We start from the raw sequence: 19,611 nt of genomic DNA, 5'->3' as shown, positions 1-19,611 counted from the left end.
CCCCTGCAGGAACGCTCAAATATATCGGCGTATTTTTCCGGTGAATGTTGTTTCCAGGTTTTTAACCAGTTTTATTTCATGTGGTACTTTATAGGGAGATAAATACTGACGACAAACAGCAATTACGGCATTAGCATCAATCACAGCTTCAGGTTGTGGTTCTAAATATGCTACTGGTACCTCTCCATGTAATGATGAAGAGGATCCTTTAACCAGAACACGAGAAACTGGAAATCGTTCAGCAATGAACTGCTCGATTTCTTCCGGGTGAATTTGTATTCCTCTGGTTTTTATTACATTTTTCAGTCGCCCGGTTACATGCAGATGTCCATCTTTATCCAAATATCCAATATCACCTGTTTGCAGCCAACCATTTTTGAGTACTCTCGCCGTTTCTTCAGCATTCTTATAATAACCAATCATGACACTAGGGCTTTTAACTGTTATTTGCCCTATCTCCTCGATAGGAACGGGTTTACCGTCTTCAGAACAAATTTGTATTTCAACTCCTGGAATCGGTAAACCAACATCACTAACCGAAAAGTTTGATGTTAAGAATGCACTGCTAATCCGTGGTCCTGCTTCTGTCTGACCGTAAGTTTGAACAAATTGCACTCGGGAAAAACGCTCTATTAATTTTTTTAATGTGAACTGTGGTAGCATACCACCACCAAAGCAAATCATTCGAAGGTTTTCTAGCATGTACGACTTACGAATAGCCTTTTCTAGCATCAATAACATAGTGGGTACGGCTGTAAATACTGTAATATGGTCTTCCTTTATCTGCTTTATTAATTGATTAGGCAAAAATGGTTCTGGTAATATACTAATCGTTCCTCCCAAATAAATATGACTGAGTAATTGAGAGGTATTACAATACCCAAAAGGAAACGGGAGAGCAATAAGAACCCGATCGTCTGGTGTTAGCCCAAGTGAATGACAATGAGCAATTACATTGCTTATTAGATTTTCATGCGATAAAGCGACCACTTTTGGTTTGGATGTTGTACCAGAAGTTTGTAAGAGGATCGCCGGTTGGGATAAGGAACCAGGCTCAACATGTAAGGAAGTAAAAGATTTACGACTGATAGAAGTCACATCCAGGCAAAATAAATCTGTTCCTTTATACTTCTGTATAATAACTTTATTTGTTAAAAGCACCACCGCTCCTACATAGTTACAAATAGTCAACACTTCATCTCTTGCAACTTTCCAGTATACAGGGAATATGGTGGCTCCCAACAAAGATGTCGCAAAGTATGCAGCAATATATTCAATTGAATTTGGCAATTGTAAAGCAACAACATCTCCTGGTCTTACTAAGCCTTTCAATACTGCTTGTATGTTAGCAATTTCTTGTAACAATTCGGTATAAGTCAACTGTTTTCGCTTCGATTTTACAGCTACTTTATTTGGATAACGCTCGACGCTTTGTAATAAAAGCTCTCCAATTGAACCTAGAGAACTACACATTCAATGCACCTCACATTCGGCTATCTAGGTGAAGGACTTGACCAGACAAGTTAAATATTTTATCGGATAGCAAATAGATAATAAAATCAACCACTTCTAAAGGTTCAGAAATACTAGAGAGTACACTATCTTGTATTGCGCGTTCTCGCTTTTTTTCTGGATTACGGTTCAGATTTGTAATCATGAAACCAGGACATAGTGCATTAACAGAAATACCAAACTGCCCTAACTCTTTAGCCATTGTCTTGGTTAAGGCAATCATACCGGCCTTTGAAGCAGAATAATTTGCTTGACCATAAGAACCAAATACCCCCTTATAGGAAGCGATATGCAAAATTTTTCCTTTTTTGAGACGGATCATCTCCTTGCTAACTATTCTTCCAGCTAAAAAAGCTCCATCCAAGTTAACACTCATAACATGTTTCCACTTTTTAAAAGACATAAAGGGGAGTAAAGCATCTTCACAAATTCCTGAATTATAGATGTAGGAATCAATTGTTCCAAGTTGTTTAACCAACCTGGTTAGCCCCTTCTGAATAGAAATAGGATCTGACGCATCCACATGCTGTAATATAAGTTGATGATCATATGGAACCAAATCTTCAGTTAACGTTTTTACGGATTGAGAATAATAAGTGCCTCCAACTATTGCACCTTCTTCTAAAAGACGACGCAACAAACAATCCCCTAAGATACCAGAAGCACCCACAATTAGTATCTTTTTCCCATTGAGCGAGACGTTCAAATTTTCTATTTCTCCTTTTCTATAAGATGTTCAATAAACCCCGTGAGACTATTTATGCTTTTAAACAATTCAAGGGACATATCTTCAACTTCAAAATCAATCTGAAAATGATCTTCAAGTCGAATGATCAGCTGTAGTAACATAATGGAATCAAAGCCAAGATCTTCAATAAGACTTTCCTCACCAGTTAATTGAGTTTCAAGGACTGTACGTTCATCTAATTCCTCAATTACAATTTTCAGTACCTCTTGAAAAATCCCCATCATACCAGCTCCTTAACGTATCTCGTAAAAAGATAAAATCTTTCATGAGAATCCTTTTGATTATTTCAACGATTTTTTTTACTGAAAATCAATAACCATAAAAAAACATTACTTTATCACATACTAGAGAAACTTATTATTTACTCTCATTACCTTGTTTATAAGGAACAAAGTATGTGAATTTGTGTGTAGTAAATTCAATCGTATGTACCAGTCGTATATTTATTTGTGCATTCTTGGGAAGTTTTTGTAAAATCTCCTGAACAAATAAATCTTCTTTACTTTTGTTGAAACAAGTACCTGGAACTAGGAAAATATCAAAAACAGCTTCCTTAACCTGAATAATCCGAAATTGACGGATACAATCTCCTTCCATATGATTCAATTTCATTACACAATAGTGAAAAAGAATTGGATTAGAAACCCATTCGCCAATACGTACATATTCCTGAGTACGTCCACCAGTAACCTTTAATACTGGTAATGGTTTACCACAGCTACATGTTGTTAATTCTTGATGTACTAAATCACCCAGATGATAACGTATTAATGGCCATGTAGTGTTGTTAAGATCTGTTACAACCAATTCACCAATACCAGCCTTGTCAATGTTAATGACTTCAAATATGAAACGATCAACATTAATGTGTAAATTCCCAACCTTACATGTCATACCTAGACACCAGAATTCTCGACAACCGTAATGATTGTGCACTATCTTACCAAATGCTTCTTCTATTACTCTTAGCTGATGATCAAACAAGAGTTCACCTGTTAACTCGATGTAGCGCAAGCCAATAGCTTTAGGTTCCAGTCCGGTCTCAAGTAAATAAGTAGCAAATAACGCCATAGCAGAAGGTGGAGATAAAAACCAAGATGGTTGGAACTTCATTAAAGCATGATAGTATTTATAAAGTGTTTTTGCTGACATGTTAAGCATTGAAAGGTACAATATATTACCTACACGATTAATTGGCTTTGTATTGAATGTATCTTCTGTAAATGCATAAAACATTCCATACCGATCTTTTGAGCTAATATCTCCATACTCCATCCGTAATTTCCATAAATCCTTTTGTTTTAATAATAACTCTTGGTTTGACTTATAACAAATGAGAGGGCGCCCTGTTGAACCACTCGTTAGTTCCATATGAAGTTGTTGATGAGGATAATTTAATGGAAGAAGTTCTTTTTCTTTCCCAATCAGATCTTTCTTTTCTAATAAAGGAATTGAATCTAAATCCTGCAGCAAAAATGTCTCTGTATTTAATTCAGCAAGGCGTTTTTGATAAAAGGGAGACCTGTTTTGTGCTTTTTTTAATAAGAGCCTTAATTTCCTCTCTTGATTAAGATACAGTGGATCTCTCATAATAAAACTCTCCTATGATTTAACAATATTATATCTGTAAAAGTTGATATCTAATTATCTGAAATTGCTGTCGTATTATAATAATTTAAAAATTAAGATTGTAAATGAATGTCATTTTTCTCGAAAGAGCATGGTTCTGAAATACATTCTTTTTACAAATAATCGTGTACTTGGCTAATAATCAAATCAAGCTGATTTAAACGGGACAGAGCATCTCTATACAATAAATCTCCTCTTAATAGACCTAAAGTCATAAGTTCAATATAAGTTGTAGCTATACAGTATGGAAGTAGTTCCCAATCTATCTTCATAGTCACTTTGCTTTTATATCCTTGTAAAAAGGCAATAAACCTCTCGGAATTAAGTGTAGGTAAAAATTCTTGATAACGAGAAGAAAAAGGCCGGAAACGTATGCCTGATACATTGATCAGACCCTCGGCAAGATCATGAAGAGGATCATCAAAAGTAGCATTATCAAAATCAATTAAACCCAGAACTTGATCTTTTTTAGTATAAATCAAATTATTCGGATTAAAGTCACCGTGTACAATTAACTTTTCTTTTCCATAACCTAATGACATACAATGAGCTTTAAGTTTTTTAATCCGGTTGTTAGCTATGTGTAAATAGGAAGAAATTATTTTTTCCTCTTTCAAAGGAAGTTGTTTTCGATGGTATACAAACTTTTTGGTAAGTAAAGTAAGGATTCCTTGAGCTAAATCAAACAAACTTTGAAGTCGAAATTTCCATGGCTTCATTGTTGATAAATTCCTACTGGTTACATGAAAGGTTGCGAGCATACGACCAATTTGATTAGCTTGTGAAACTGTACTTTTCCAAGACACACCTTCCAGATACTCCTGTAAAAACAACTTTTTTTTATAGATTTCTATATAAAGATCTCCATATTTTGTTTGTATAATCTTGGGAACCGGAACACCATTTTCATAGAGCTCGCTCTGAAACTTCAATAGCTCTTGTACCCGTTCTTCATCTTCTGTATACCAAGGAAATTCTTTTAACAAGTACATATTATGATCTGACTCTAAAACTGCTTTTCGAGACGTTTCCGAACGTTGGTTAATACTTACTGGTATTTCATTAATGTTCATATAAGGAAATACTAAAAATTCGTTAAATCCATAGGCTTCCGCTACATCATATAATATAATATTAGGTAACAACCCCATTTCAGAATCAATTGGTTTTAGCATGTATATTCCTCTTTCCTTAGTGATCTTGGAATCTTTTTGACGTGAAACTCGTCAAAAGTTCAGAGGCCAAAACTTTAAATTTCATGCTAATTGGATGCTCAGGGGCTTCTAATATGAATGGAATGCCTTTATTATTACCTGTACTTATCTCAGGTAAAATTGGAATAGAGTTTAAGAGAGGTAATTGGTTCGGTTGAGCAAACTCGTTCTCCACATCTCCTTGATACAAATGAATATTCGTACCACAGTTGAAGCATCCTATATAAGACATATTTTCTATAACACCTAAAATTGGGATTTCCAGCCGTCGTAACATATCAATCCCTTTTTGAGTATCTGCGTAACTAATACGTTCAGGTGTTGTTACAAGTACCACTTTCCCCTTTACTTGGGAAAGTAATTGCTTATGCAATTCTCCCGAACCAGGTGGAAGATCTACTATCAACACATCGCAGTCCCAATCTGGCTTGTATAATAATTGGTGCAAAGCTCCTTCAATATACTTTCCAAAAAAGTAATTCCCGTTTTGATAGCCATCAATATAACCAGGTGATGAGACAGTTATTTCACCAATAATTGCTGGCTGGATAGTGTTTTTTTTCATATGTATTTTCTTTTGAACCTCTATTCCATTTAACATTGTTGGTATACTAGGCCCTTGAAAATCAGCGTCAAACAATCCTACTCGTAAATTGTTATAATAAGTTTGAAAAGCATATGCTAGATTTACAGCAACCGTCGACTTTCCTACACCGCCCTTACCACTATAAATATAGATAACTTTAGTTGATTCTGATAACATTAAAGATCTCCTTTACGAATTAACTTTTTCAAGAAGAGTCACACTTATTTATAGTTAGATAATTATACTTTCCTATTAATATAAAAATACTTAGAAAATATTTTTAAATTATGAATATAAATATATTTATGTATATATTATAAAATTCAATCATATATTTGTCAATACTATTATTAAAATTCTTATTTAATTTATTATATACATTTTACTATTAAAGAACATTGTCAATAGGAAAGTATCATCCTCTCCAGTACCTTTAGTGCAGGAAAAATACATTTATCCATGCCAAGAATGGTACTGTTTTAAGCAAGAGCGTAATCATTAAAAAAGTTACCCAGTTCCGGTTGAATAAATTTATCACAAATGGTCAATTTTTTGACAAATACACTTCGTGTAAATATTTTCCAGAGCATCTCCTAATTCTTTAGGAGATGCAATCGATCAGCTTTACCAATAATTTTGTAGAACGATCTGGAAGTAGGTCAATTGGTTTGCGAAAAAGGGACTTTAAATTGATTGTTATCTTTTCTCCACCAATACGCCAATTCTGTAAATCTCGTGTCGCACTTAGATGAACGTCTCCCCGTTAATATCCCTCATTTTATGACTAGTAGCTATTTTATGATAACTAAGGCTGAATTTCATCAAAAGTGCGGGAGAACCACTTTTTGTTTGACATTCTTCAGCTTAAATTGGATGTAGTAAAACTCTCTATATCACCTGACAGGGAGCTTTATATAAGGTTAGATTTTATTTAGAACTACAACCAGCGTCTTCTGAAAGAGAAAATACCCAATTTTTGTTTTGCTAATATCTCGTACACAACATCAGACTGTGGAGGATGAAATAGGCCCGCCTTAATATCCAGATATAGTTTTGAGAGAATATTATCTTCAAAAATACTGCCAATTCCTTCGATTTTCATCGCTTTGTTTACCACTTCCTCGGCCGACTTTGTAACATATTCCTTCGTTATTATACTTATTGTATTTAAAGCCGAATCTTTTCCTATATTGTCTGGGTACGTAACTATATAATTTTTCAATAATTCACAAAAACGCTTTATTTGGGAATAGCATGTTTCTTGCAGAATTATCATTTCAGCAAGAGTAAACTGAACGCCTGGGAAAGAACTTAGTTTACTATTTGTATGAGGTACTTTCTTTTTTTTGCAACTTTCAGTAACCATATTTATAGCTTTAAGCATGATTCCATAGTACACAGAACAAACACTTAGCCGAAATAGATAAGCGAGGATATCAGCTTTATCAATAGTTTGTCCTTCACAAAAGACTATTTGATCCTCTTTCACTATAACATCATCAAAACATACTGTATTACTGTATGATTCTTTCATAGATATAGTATTCCAATCTTTAGTTACTGAAACACCCTCAGAATTTTTATCAATTATAAAAAGAGCTAAACCAATTTTTGAACTATTGTATCCTTTTACATAGCAATAAACTGGTAAGTACTTTACAAATGGTTCTAAAGAGACAAACCTTTTTTTGCCGCTAACAAAATATATATTTCCACTTTTTCTTGCAATAATTGGATATTCGTCCTCATTGAAATTTCTCCCCGTCACAAAGTAAAGAGCTGGTTCGTTTGGGGAACCAAAAAGCGCTCGATCGTTTTTAACTTTTTCGAAATAGGTTAGTTTCTGCTTTTCATTAAACAAAAATTGCAATCCCCACACTGTGTATAAATGCATTGACATACTCAATGCAACAGCCGGCGAGTCTTCTACCAATGATTCTATCAACCGGAAATAATCAAAAGGATCCAAACTCCCACCATCTTTATCATCCAGAACCGTAAAGCAATGAACACCGTTATCTAATAGTTTTTGTATTTTCTCAAATCCAGATACAGGAGTCATTTACTTTCATCCTTTCATGTTTTATCTAATTTTTACCCGCTATACCTCGTTAAAAAAACAGTATTCGAGTAACAATTAAACCATTTGATTACTACCTGTTAATTTATATATTTACTAGTCAATAGATTGCAAATAGAATTAATGCTTCTGAAATTTTCTCTACTAAGATCATCATCTGATATCTGAATATTAAGTTGTTCCTCTAATGCAACAATCAATTCAATTAAACTCAAAGAATCAATACCTTCATTAAACAAATCGCTATCGTCATTCAAAGCAACACATCTGTTCAAAATACCGTTTAGTTTTAATTTGATAATTTCTTTCATGTTATTTTCCATTAGGATTACCTCCTTATCCATTTAGAAGAGACGTCATATTTTAAAGAGACAAAATAGGAAAACTACATGCAAACATCTAACAGTTCAAGTTTTAACTTTTTCCGCATCTACTAAGCTTTTATAATAGTTATTATGATTTATGAGCCAATCGTGCTTACCAGATTCTACAACTCGACCTAGACGTATAACATATATGATATCTGCATTTTTAATAGTTGATAGTCTATGGGCAATAATAATCGTTGTTTTTCCTTTCCTTATCCGATCTATATTGTTTTGTACAATACGCTCTGTATTAAAATCGAGCGCAGATGTCGCCTCATCCAAAATCAGGATTTCAGGATTCCTTAACAAAGCCCTGACCAAAGCTAATCGTTGCTTCTGACCGCCTGATAGAGTTACTCCCCTTTCTCCAATATTGGTATCATATCCATTGGGCAAACTCATAATGAAATCATGAATACACATGGCTTTACACATATCAACCAAGTCTTTTTCTGAGACTTGATGATTCCCAAGAAGTAGGTTTTCGCGTATCGTATTCGCAAACAAATAGGGTTCTTGAAAAACAATCCCGACTTTTCGTGTCCATTCTTCTGTCATGATCAAGTCAATCGGTATATCATTTGCATTTATATTTCCATGTTGAGGAGCGAAATGTCGAATGAGCAATTGTGCCATCGTAGATTTTCCACTACCACTGGCCCCCACAAGAGCGACCTTTTTTCCTATAGGGATATTGAGGCTCAAGTCCTGCAAAACATGCATTTGTTGATCGTAACAAAATGATACTTTATCAAATCTTAATGAATATATTTTTTCATTTAATTTCTTCACCCTTACTTTTTCTTTTTTATCTTCTATGAAGTTCCTAACCCGTTCTACCACTACCATTTTTCCACTAAAATCAACAATGAGTCTATTGGTCTTTTCGAACGATTGAATCAATTCAGCAATCAATTGATAAATAACTACAAGCATGCCTACCGTTATGTTTCCCTTAAAAATAAGAAAAACACCAAATCCCAGTACAATGAGATAAGTACACGTTGTCACAGATTCCTGTGTGAAAATCTGCTTAACTCTCCACTTTCCTTCCTCAATAACTCTACTATAATACCTTTGAAATATGTCTAAATATTTCGCCTCCCACCACTTCATTTGATTAAAAGCAATAATCTCGCGTGTAGATGCAACACCTTCTTCTAATATGGCGATTAAATTTCCTTTATCTTTTTGCATATGCGTTGAAATTTCTTTTTGTTTTTGCGAGAAATATCGTACACTTTTTAAATATACCATGCATAATGCCAATACACACACAAACATCCATATGTTTGTTAAAGCGATCAAGAGGCAGATAACAAATGTATTAACAATATATTTTATGGTATCGGAAATATCTTCTCCGATAAACCTCGCAACAATGGGGATTTCATTGGAGAGAAAATGTACGTATTGTCCCGTTCGTTTCTCTTGAAACCGTTCATGTGGAATTCTGTACAAATGGGAAAGAGCTTCTTTCGTCAAAACCTTTTTGACAGATCCATGGATTTTGCTTTGAACAAATGGGTTAATCACAAATAATAGTGAATAAGTGATATAGCACAGAATGATTAACAGCAATACATCCCAGAAGTTACTATACATCCCGTTAACAATCACATCGTCTATCATTTTTTGCTGTAATTGAATTGTATAAATATAAGCAATCGATTCAAGCAGCAAAAGTAAGATGGAAGATATATATATCAATCGAATGCCCTTTATATACATTAGAATCCACTTCACATTATTCATAAATGATCCGCTTTACCCCTTCTTTTTTTTGTAATCTATAAAACGCCCCTTTTTTCTGAACTAACTCATCATACGTACCAATCTCGGTTATATTTCCTTTGTTAATTACAATTATTTTATCATAGTGACGAATGGTGCTTAGCCTATGAGCAACAGTTATCACGGTATGATTTCTGAAAAAAGATTTCAAAGATTGTTGTATATTTCCCTCGCTTAGATTGTCTAAGGATGAAGTAGGCTCATCCAATATTACTACAGTAGGGGCACTCAAAAAAATACGAGCAAGTGCCAAGCGCTGTCTTTGTCCTCCAGAAAGCTTTACCCCCCTCTCTCCTATGTAAGTATCATATTTATCAGGCAGCTCCATGATAAAATCGTGAAGATAAGCGGCTTTAGCTGCTTCGATGATTTCACTATCAGTTGCTTCTGGCTTGGAAAATCGAATATTTTCGCGAATGGTTGTGCCAAACAAGTAAATATCCTGAAATACAAAACCGATGTAGCTACGCAAATGGGCAAATGACAGTTTTTCTATAGGGATTCCATCCAAATAAATCTTACCTTGTTGTGGATCGTAAAAACGACCAAAAAGTTTCAGAATGGTTGACTTGCCGGAACCACTATGACCAACAAAGCCCACCTTTTCTCCCGGAGAAATCGTAAAATTGAGACCTTTAAGCACCCGTTGTTCATTTCCGTAAGAAAATTGTACATTTTCAAAGGTAATCTGTCCCTTAATTTTTGAGAATGGATTAGGATTTTTAGGCTCCTTGACTTCCTCTTTCTCATTCATAAAGGAGTAGATCTTTTCCGCTTGAAACATGAGAATTTTTTGTTCAGTTATCGCCGTTATAACGGATGTTAATTTGGACATTGTATTAAAATAAATTAACAGAAATGCGACAAATCCTCCAACAGACAGTTTGTGTTGGCCTATTAAAAAAAAACCATAAATAAACAGAGCAACGGCCCCAGTATAGTAAGATAAACGACGACAGGTGCCTCTCCAATATGCGTACCAATAACGTTTTGTATAACAATTTATGTTCGTTTCAGTCTCACGCATGGCTCTTTGCAAATCCCAATCACATGCGTTATTAGCCCTCAGTTCCGTCAAGGATGAAATGCTTTCATAAAGTTTTTGACCAAGGTTGATTTGGCTTGTAGCCAAATCATTTGCAGCCAAAGATGCTTGCTTCTCCAAGTATGGACCGATTATATAATACAGAAAAAAACATGGAATTATAATTAATGAAAGCTTTACACTAAGATTCAACATTAAAAAGATTGCCACTACAGAGAATAACGCATATTGAACCATCTCCGGAAAGTGAAGTCCATATAGTTTTTGCATCGCTGCAACTTCCGTATTCAGTAGGGACAGGATTTTGCCTGTCGTATTTTTCTCAATAAAAGGTAAACCTAAACGGTGCAACTTCTTCAACATTTTCAATTGCAAATCTCGTGTGGCCTTTTCCTGGATATTTCGTTGCAAAATTTCTTTTCCAGAACTCGCTAAAAATCTGAAAACAAGAAAAAATAACACGATGAATGCACTTTTTGTCAATAAATAAACATCTCGATTCGGAATAATTTTATCTATAAGATACTGAATATACTTTGGTATATATAGCTCACAAACGGAAATAGTTAATCCGCATAGAATTAACATAACAACCGAAACTAAATAAGGTCTCAATATTGACATGCACCAAATATATACATGAAAGAGCCCTAACTTATTTTTTTTCATTAAAGAAATATTCGCTCCCTATCTATACTTGAATTTAGAACATATTTGCTCTTACCAGCGTCCATTGCTTTTAGGTATAGGCCAGTTAGGATCATAAATAAGATAAGCGGTACCGTTAGATCCATTCAGCCATACTTGTTCAAATTGAATTCGATCATAGGTGAGTGAAACGTCTTCATCAGTTAACGCCGCAGGGTCATTTACCAATACATTACCCAACTCATCGAATCCCCGAACAACTAACAAATGCCCTTTTGTTTCATTTAGTGGTGCTCCCTTGAGCTGGCCACTTTTATATGCGACGCTGACGATTACTGGTACCTTGGACTTAATCCATTGCTCAATATCATTTAGATTGCACAAACGAACCACTTTTGCCTGTAACCCCAGTGATGCGATATATGCTATGTTAAAAGACCAGTTACCAAAACTTTTATATTCACTGTCCCAAACAAAACGTGCAACTTGTGTAACCGACTTGTCTAACGTCTCATTATCGGTTACAGCAGCCCAATAACCCAATACCATAGAAACACAAGCTGGTGAGCACATGACTTGTCCTCCCAAAAAGGGCATCTGGGATCGTTTAGGAACAACCAAACTATTAGCTCCATCTGGGCCACTCCTGCTACCGCCTACATCAGTACCGTTTGAAAGGCTTATGCCAAAAGAATACAACCTCGGCGAAATCTTTAGATCTATCGTAAAAAGGGTGACTCGAACTTGAAAGGCACTTGCTACATCATTTAATACTAGTGTATCTATTTTGACATCTCCAAAATGATCAAATTGATTCCTAATTGACCGTCTCTTGAAAGGGGAAGAGTTTAAAGACCAAGATCCCATACAATACCATTTGGTCCAATTGTCATTTATCAAAGAACGAATATCAAACTCTAACCAGGTTCCTAAAGGAGTTTTTGCTTGCCAAGAAATGACTCCATCTTTGTGTGCCAGAAAGATTGGTGCAGTAGTGTAACTGCCGCAATAATAATAATCAACATTGTATCTCCTTAACTTGTCCTCTGTTATATGCAGATTCTCCATATCTAATATTAGATAATCTTTCCATTGCTTAACTCTTTTCATCCCTCTCTTTTCAAAAAACGAGAAATTACAATATACTTTACTAGAATCCATCCCGTCTTTACTCCCTTTATCAAAATATGACTAAATAAAAGTCATGAACACTTATCAAATTTCTGGAGCAACATATCTTCTCGCTCCCCAAAACCTTTCCTTATAGTAATTCTCAGACAAACTGCTTACTCTGATTGGCATTCCAGTTCTCCGAGCACTGATAAAATCGCTGTTTCCTATATAGATTCCTGCATGGCTTACACGTTCACAGTCTTCTGGATCAGTTTTAAAATATAGAAGATCTCCCGTTTTAATTTCACTTAACGGAACATTTTGTCCATGTGTGATTTGGTCATTGACGTCTCTTGGCACTTGAATTCCTTTCGCTTGATATAACCTGAACAAAAGGCCTGAACAGTCAAAACCAAATGAGGATGCACCTCCACCAATAAACGGAACCTTCAAAAATTGAGACGCTAATGAGGCCAAATCTATGTCTGTTATTACCTCTTGCTTATGCCTAATGGCCACATGAGATTTTAACAGTTTAGCTTCATCTCCCTGAGGAGTTAAAACCACAACATATTCTCCTATCTGCTTAACAAGAGGGAGCTTGGTCATAAAACTGAGTAGTTGTATAGTTCCATCTTCCAACTCTAAATTTGCTGTTTTAGACATCACATAAGCAAACACACCTTGAGAATAGAGAGAATGATATTTTTCATTAAACACAATATGATTTGAAGGAATCCAGCCGGGATAGCCAGACGAGCTTTTAGTTGTAAACTGTTCCTTCGCATATACTTTTAACCAGTCTCCCAAGTCTTGTTCGATCAAAACCGGCTCCCCATAAAGAAGTTGACTTTCCAGACGCTTTCGGGTCGCTTTTAAACGAAGAGGGAGTTGAGAAAACCACTTTGAAATTTCAACATAATTGGCTAAAGCCATTTCGTCTTCGTCAAAGAGCTGATCCTTATGAACCCAAAGATTTGATACAGAAACCTGAATATATTGAACTTGCAATATATACCCCTCCACCTTTTGCTCCTGGTTCTTTGTCAATTATCAGGGAAACTTAGTTAAATGCTCCTCCCAACAGATCTTTCTTACTCTCTACTGGGAGGAAAAAGCTTATCTTTAATATTTCACTCTATAGAAAACGCGTACGATGGTTATCAAGTCTCCGTCTTAATATATTCAGCCAAACAGGAAATAGTAGGAAATTCAAATAAAACATGCAGCGGTATTTTGACCTGAAAAGCCCTATTGATTTCCGTCATCATTTGAATGGCCTGTAACGAATGTCCACCTAACTCAAAAAAATCATCTGTTACTCCAAATTCCAGTTGACCAAGAACTCTTTTCCAAATATCCAATATCATTTCTTCAGTCTCATTCTGCGGTTCAACAATACTACCGCCGGCTTTTTCTTGATGTTCAGTAGGACGAGGCAAGGAATGCCGGTCCATTTTTCCATTCGATGTTAACGGAATCGTTTTCACAAATTCAAACCTAGTGGGAATCATATATTCAGGTAATTTTGCCTTAAGGTCGTTACGAATTTCTTGCATTGGCATTGAAATATGGTTCATATGCACCACATAAGCCACAACCAAAGGCTCATCATTTTTATTGGAATGAACCACTACCAATGCATCTTTAATATAAGGCAATTCCAACAGGCTCAATTCGATTTCACTCGGATCCACTTTATATCCTCTTACCTTAAACTGAAAATCCTTTCTTCCAAGGTATAAGAGAGTTCCGTCCGGTAAAAGCCGAGCCAAATCACCCGTTCGAAAAATTTTTTTACTGCTGTCATTCAAAAATGCTTTACTACTCTCATCTAATCTATTCCAATATCCTAAGGCCACATAACGACTTTTGAATGCAATCTCACCAAATAAATCAGTAGGATTTCCTTTTTCATCCAATAATAAAACTTCTACATCCTCAACCGGATAACCAACCGGAACGTACTGACTTTTTAATGAAGTTTCTTGGTCTAGTACATATTGTAAACCTATCGTACATTCAGTAGGTCCTAAACCATTTACAAAAAAACAATCTTTTGTGAAATGTTTTTTGTACAGGGACACATCCTTCTGATGCGCTGCTTCCCCACCTAGAACCACAACTCTTATATCATGAAACTTCTCATCATTAAAATATTCCAGAAGATAGCGAAATAAGGTAGGAGTAGAATGATAAACAGTAATCTTCTGTTTTTTGATCCACTCACCGATTTCCGTAAAACTCTCTTCTCTTACATTTAAAGGATATAGTGTAGCCCCATTCATTAATGCGCCAAACATATCCATCACAGCCGCATCAAAACAGTATGAAGCTAATTGGATCAATCGGTCATTTGGACTTAGTTTAATTGAATTCGTATAGTTCTTAATATGATGCAAGACATTACGGTGACTTTGCATAACACCCTTAGGTATACCGGTGGAGCCAGAAGTATATAAAATATAAGCCAACTCGTCCGGATCTATCTTTATTTCGGGATTTTCGTCCACTATATGACATTCATCAATATTGATGATCATCTTGGAGCTATTAGAAAAAAGACGGCTAACACGCTTTAGATTTCGGGAATTGGTTACAATAGCATTCAATTCGGCGTCATCAGCCATGAAAAGAATCTTTTTGTCTGGGAAAAACGGATCAATTGGTACATAAGCAGAACCTGCTTTTAACGTTCCTATTAAACCTACTACCATGTGCACGCCTTGCTCAAAAAACAAACCTATTTTTTGTTTCTCGAGCCCTGCCCCTAAAATTTTGTGCGCCACCCCATTAGCTAACTCATTCAGACTTTTATAAGTTAGACAGTCACTCTTTGTCAAAACAGCAATTTTTTCTGGATATTTATTCACCTGTTGACAAAAACGGTCAACGAGTGATTGCTCAACTTCATCACTTTTAAAAACAGTAAAAGAGCCGTCCTCAACTTCTTTAATCTCAACTTTTTGCTTTTGTTGTCTCGTAGCCGAAGATAGAAAATATTGAGGAATAGGCTTGAAATCATCAATCAAGATGGCCCCTAATAACGCTTGATAATGTTCTACAAATTGAACTATGGTTTCTTTGTTAAATAAATCCTTATTAAACTCGACATAACCCTTCAATTCTTCTTCTGTTTCCTCCAGATAAAAGTCCATATCGTATTTCGCTAACGTTTTCTCTATTTTCATCTCTTTTATAATAAGTTCACCATTATTTACTAATTTGAATGGCGGTTTAAAGAAATTGAACATCACTTGAAATAATGGGTTAAATTGAGTGGGTCTCTTTATCTTCAGTTTATCGATTAGCATTTCAAATGTGACGTCTTTATTGTTAAAAGCCTCCAGCATTACTTTACGCACTCTCTTTAACAACTGATTAAAAGTTGGATATCCAGATGCATCAACACGTAATACCAATGTATTTAGAAAAAAACCTATGGATTTTTCCATGTACGAAGAACTTCGGTTAGAAATCGGCATCCCCACTACAATTTCATTTTGCATAGTATACCGATACAAAAGGGCTATAAATATCGAAACAAGAACCATGTAAGGGGTGACCCCTTCTCTCTGGCTATAAATCTTTATCAATTCTTTATATTTAATAGGCAAAGTAAAATGATAACAACCTCCTTGAAATGTACGCATTGTCTCCCTAGGCCGATCTGTTGGCAGAGAAAAATAAGTAGGACAATTATTCAGTTGGGCTTTCCAATATTGTAACTGTCTTTTATATGAAACATCCTGTAACTTTTTATTCTCCAGTATCACATAATCAGAGAATTGAAATGGTGGTTTGGTATCATCTATATTCCCATAATAAAAACCTAATAATTCTTCAATCAATAAAATCATAGACCAACCATCTGCGATAATATGATGGAGATTGAAAACCATCACGTATTCATGTGCAGCTAGTTTTAATATGGTAACACGAATAAGAGTCTCCTTCTCCAAATCAAACTGATAATTTGATTCATTCTGAATAAAAAGTGTAACTTGTTGATCCAGTTGATTATCTCTCCAGTGGCTAAAGTCTTTGACCTCTATTTTCAACTCTTTTTTATTATGAATAACGGATATGGGATTCCCATCTCCACGATTACGAAAGTTAGTTCTTAAGGCATCATGACGCTCTATGATCCTGTTCAAACTATATTCTATTCTTTTAACATCCAGATCTCCTTTAATACGAAATGCTTTTACGATATTGTATTGCGAACTGCCTCCATATAACTTGTCCATAAGCCACAATGACTTTTGGGATATAGTCATCTGTGAGCTTTCATGCGAGTTCATCTCTCCAATTATAGATTTACTTTTTTTTGTAGGAACAGATTTTTTTATAAAATCAGCCAACTCTGCAATAGTACGCATTTCTAAAATCATTTGCAAAGTTAATTCTACTTCAAAATAGTCACGAATCCTTGCCATCAATCTCACAGCCGATAAAGAATCTCCACCAATTTCAAAAAAAGAATCATAAATCCCCACACAGTTAATGGGCAATATTTCAGAAATAAACTGTACTATTTTCTCCTCAATGTCATCCCTAGGACCTACGATACTTTCGGATAATTCATTATTATGCTGTGCGGATAATACAGGTAAAGCATTGCGATCCACTTTACCATTATAAGTTAGTGGTATATGGTCAATGAACTCAAAATATGATGGAACCATATAATCAGGCAATTTATTTTTTAAATATGACCAGATGTTTTTTATGAGGATTTCTTTTTTTTGCTTCAAGTTTTTATTCAAAACAATATAAGCCACTAAACATTTAAGATGATTAGTCAGATCCTCCCTCACCAAGACTAAAGCCTGCTGTATGCCAGGATATTTAAGTAAAACAGTTTCTATCTCTTGCAATTCAATGCGATGTCCACGAACTTTTACCTGATCGTCTATTCTGCCTATATATTCAATTGAACCATCAACTCTGAATCGAGCCAAATCCCCTGTTTTATAAACACGGGTATAAGGGCCATCTTTTACGGGATTTGGTATAAACTTGTGGTCCGTAAGATCTGGCTGGTTTAAATAGCCACGCGCCAAACCTTCACCTGCGATATACAACTCGCCTTCAACTCCGATAGGCACGGGCTTTAATTGCTTATCTAAGATATAAATATGAGTATTTGCTATAGGTTTACCTATGGTTGGTTCATTTTGAGAATCTCTTAAAATCAATTCATAAGTGGAATAAGTTGTGTCTTCTGTTGGTCCATACAGATTATACACATACTCAACGGATTCTGCTTGATAAATCTGTCGAACCAAAGAACTTTTGAGTGGTTCACCTGCCAAGTTAACAACTTTCACAGAATGTGGTATAGTATTAAACCTTAAATATTCCGCCAAAACTGATGGAACAGTGTTAATAAGGGAGACCTCATTAGCAACAGGCAGATCTATTAACGAGAAAAGGTTATCTACTAATACTACTTTTCCACCACAAATCAGAGGCAAAAAGATCTCAAACACAGATAGATCGAAACAAATAGAGGTAGAAGCAAGCACTCCTGATAAAGTATCCAATGGATATATGCTCAAGGCCCAATGTAATAACGCTACTGGACTATGATGTTCAATTGCTACTCCTTTAGGTTTGCCAGTAGTACCCGAAGTATAAATCACATATGCAAGGTTTGTTGGCATCACTTCTTTTTTAGGTAAAGGAATATCAAGAGACAATATGTGATCCAATTCAGTATCTAAACAAATGGTATCTAAATCGATTCCCTCAAACAAATTCACGCAACGCTCTGATGTTAATACTAATGGTGTATTCGTGTCTTTTACGATATGAGTAACACGATCCTGTGGATAGCGCGGATCTATTGGTACATATGCACCACCTGCTTTCAAAATTCCCATTATGCCAACAATTAATTCAATAGACCGCTCTAAACAAATTCCCACTAACACATCTGGACCAACACCTTTGCTTTTTAGATAGGACGCCAATTTATTTGATTGCTCGTTTAATTCTTTATAAGTAATCTCATTCTTATGAAAAATGACAGCCGTTTTATCTGGCGTTTGATCTACTTGGTCCTCAAATAGCTCGTGTAAGCACTTTTCTTTAGGATAAATGAAATCACTCGGATTCGGGTTCCAACTCATTATCAACTCATACTCTTGTTCAGACAATAGCGGGATTTTACTTATCTCCTGTTGAGGGTTAGAAAAGATAGACCGGATCAAAGATTGATAATTATATATCATATTTATAAGAATATCATTATCCAGAATAGGATGTTTATATATAATTTTCGATCTAATGCTCTCGTCGTTTTCTATGAAAATAAAGTTTGCTATCGCCTTTTTGTCAAATTGCTCACCAGGAGAACATAAAAATACATTGGATATCGATTGAGTCTGAGATTGATAGACAAATGTTAATTTGTATAAATCCTCTTCAATTAAGGTTTTTGAAGGTAAACTCTGATATAAGCCAGCTTGAACTACATTATTATAAATATGTTTGCATAGATCAACAAAAGTAGTTGTGTCCTTGATTATTGTGCGTAAAATTAATGTATTGCTCTTTTGAGTCGTGTTGCTATTTTTATTCGAAACAGGAAATCCAACTAATAAGTCCTGCTGATTTGTATATCGGTAAATAAGTACATGAAACATGGTTAACAAGATGATTGGCACCGGCACTTCCACTTCTTGACTCAATTCATTTAGCTGGTGAACTTCGAAAAGGTTAAAGTCAATTTCTTTCCATTCACTTTGATTTAACTCACCTAGACGTTCACCTGGCAAAGTTAATATAGGAAGTGGTTTACTAAGTATTTTTGCCCAATAATCATGGTGTGCGTTTTGGGAATCCTCTGTGTACATAATGCCCTCCT

13 protein-coding genes are annotated in these 19,611 nt (G+C 35.2%); all 13 read right to left on the bottom strand.

Annotation, left to right across the window (positions count from 1 at the left end; all coding sequences use genetic code 11):
- Positions 1-15: 15 nt before the first annotated feature.
- The 13 genes from I8U27_RS03875 to I8U27_RS03815 all read right to left on the bottom strand — a co-directional run bounded on the left by I8U27_RS03875 (position 16) and on the right by I8U27_RS03815 (position 19,600).
- The gene (locus tag I8U27_RS03875) at positions 16-1,473 is read right to left on the bottom strand and encodes a class I adenylate-forming enzyme family protein (RefSeq protein WP_181750698.1); all 1,458 of its coding nucleotides are present in this window, start codon (positions 1,471-1,473) and stop codon (positions 16-18) included.
- 10 nt (positions 1,474-1,483) lie between these two features.
- A complete protein-coding gene (locus I8U27_RS03870; RefSeq protein ID WP_181750697.1) occupies positions 1,484-2,218 on the bottom strand; it encodes an SDR family NAD(P)-dependent oxidoreductase in 735 nt (244 codons plus the stop codon).
- A 5-nt stretch (positions 2,219-2,223) separates the two neighbouring features.
- Positions 2,224-2,481 carry an acyl carrier protein gene (locus I8U27_RS03865; protein ID WP_181750696.1) on the bottom strand — a complete coding sequence of 86 codons (258 nt, stop codon included), beginning with the start codon at positions 2,479-2,481 and terminating at the stop codon, positions 2,224-2,226.
- 136 nt (positions 2,482-2,617) lie between these two features.
- Positions 2,618-3,850: a phenylacetate--CoA ligase family protein gene (locus tag I8U27_RS03860; protein WP_181750695.1), complete on the bottom strand. Its 1,233-nt coding sequence runs from the start codon at positions 3,848-3,850 to the stop codon at positions 2,618-2,620.
- A 152-nt stretch (positions 3,851-4,002) separates the two neighbouring features.
- On the bottom strand, positions 4,003-5,064 hold the full coding sequence (locus I8U27_RS03855; RefSeq protein ID WP_181750694.1) for a phosphotransferase enzyme family protein: 1,062 nt from the start codon (positions 5,062-5,064) through the stop codon (positions 4,003-4,005).
- Positions 5,065-5,080: 16 nt separating this feature from the next.
- Positions 5,081-5,866, bottom strand: a complete 786-nt coding sequence (locus I8U27_RS03850; RefSeq protein ID WP_181750693.1) for a P-loop NTPase — start codon at positions 5,864-5,866, stop codon at positions 5,081-5,083.
- Positions 5,867-6,626: 760 nt separating this feature from the next.
- Complete coding sequence (locus I8U27_RS03845; RefSeq protein WP_181750692.1) at positions 6,627-7,751, bottom strand: acyl-CoA dehydrogenase family protein; 1,125 nt, start codon at positions 7,749-7,751, stop codon at positions 6,627-6,629.
- Positions 7,752-7,849: 98 nt separating this feature from the next.
- Complete coding sequence (locus tag I8U27_RS03840) at positions 7,850-8,092, bottom strand: phosphopantetheine-binding protein (protein WP_181750691.1); 243 nt, start codon at positions 8,090-8,092, stop codon at positions 7,850-7,852.
- Between the two features lie 84 nt (positions 8,093-8,176).
- Positions 8,177-9,892, bottom strand: a complete 1,716-nt coding sequence (locus I8U27_RS03835; RefSeq protein ID WP_181750690.1) for an ABC transporter ATP-binding protein — start codon at positions 9,890-9,892, stop codon at positions 8,177-8,179.
- Positions 9,885-11,645 (bottom strand): ABC transporter ATP-binding protein, encoded by a 1,761-nt coding sequence (locus I8U27_RS03830; RefSeq protein ID WP_181750689.1) that lies wholly within the window; start codon positions 11,643-11,645, stop codon positions 9,885-9,887. The genes I8U27_RS03835 and I8U27_RS03830 overlap by 8 nt, the downstream gene beginning before the upstream one ends.
- 51 nt (positions 11,646-11,696) lie before the next feature.
- Positions 11,697-12,785: a C39 family peptidase gene (locus I8U27_RS03825; RefSeq protein ID WP_181750688.1), complete on the bottom strand. Its 1,089-nt coding sequence runs from the start codon at positions 12,783-12,785 to the stop codon at positions 11,697-11,699.
- Positions 12,786-12,839: 54 nt separating this feature from the next.
- Complete coding sequence (locus I8U27_RS03820; protein ID WP_181750687.1) at positions 12,840-13,748, bottom strand: C40 family peptidase; 909 nt, start codon at positions 13,746-13,748, stop codon at positions 12,840-12,842.
- A gap of 152 nt (positions 13,749-13,900) precedes the next feature.
- Positions 13,901-19,600, bottom strand: a complete 5,700-nt coding sequence (locus I8U27_RS03815) for a non-ribosomal peptide synthetase (protein ID WP_181750686.1) — start codon at positions 19,598-19,600, stop codon at positions 13,901-13,903.
- Between the last annotated feature and the right edge of the window lie 11 nt (positions 19,601-19,611).

The organism is Paenactinomyces guangxiensis, assembly GCF_016055185.1.
GTDB lineage: Bacteria > Bacillota > Bacilli > Thermoactinomycetales > Thermoactinomycetaceae > Paenactinomyces > Paenactinomyces guangxiensis.
This window is presented reverse-complemented; position numbering and strand designations above follow the sequence as displayed.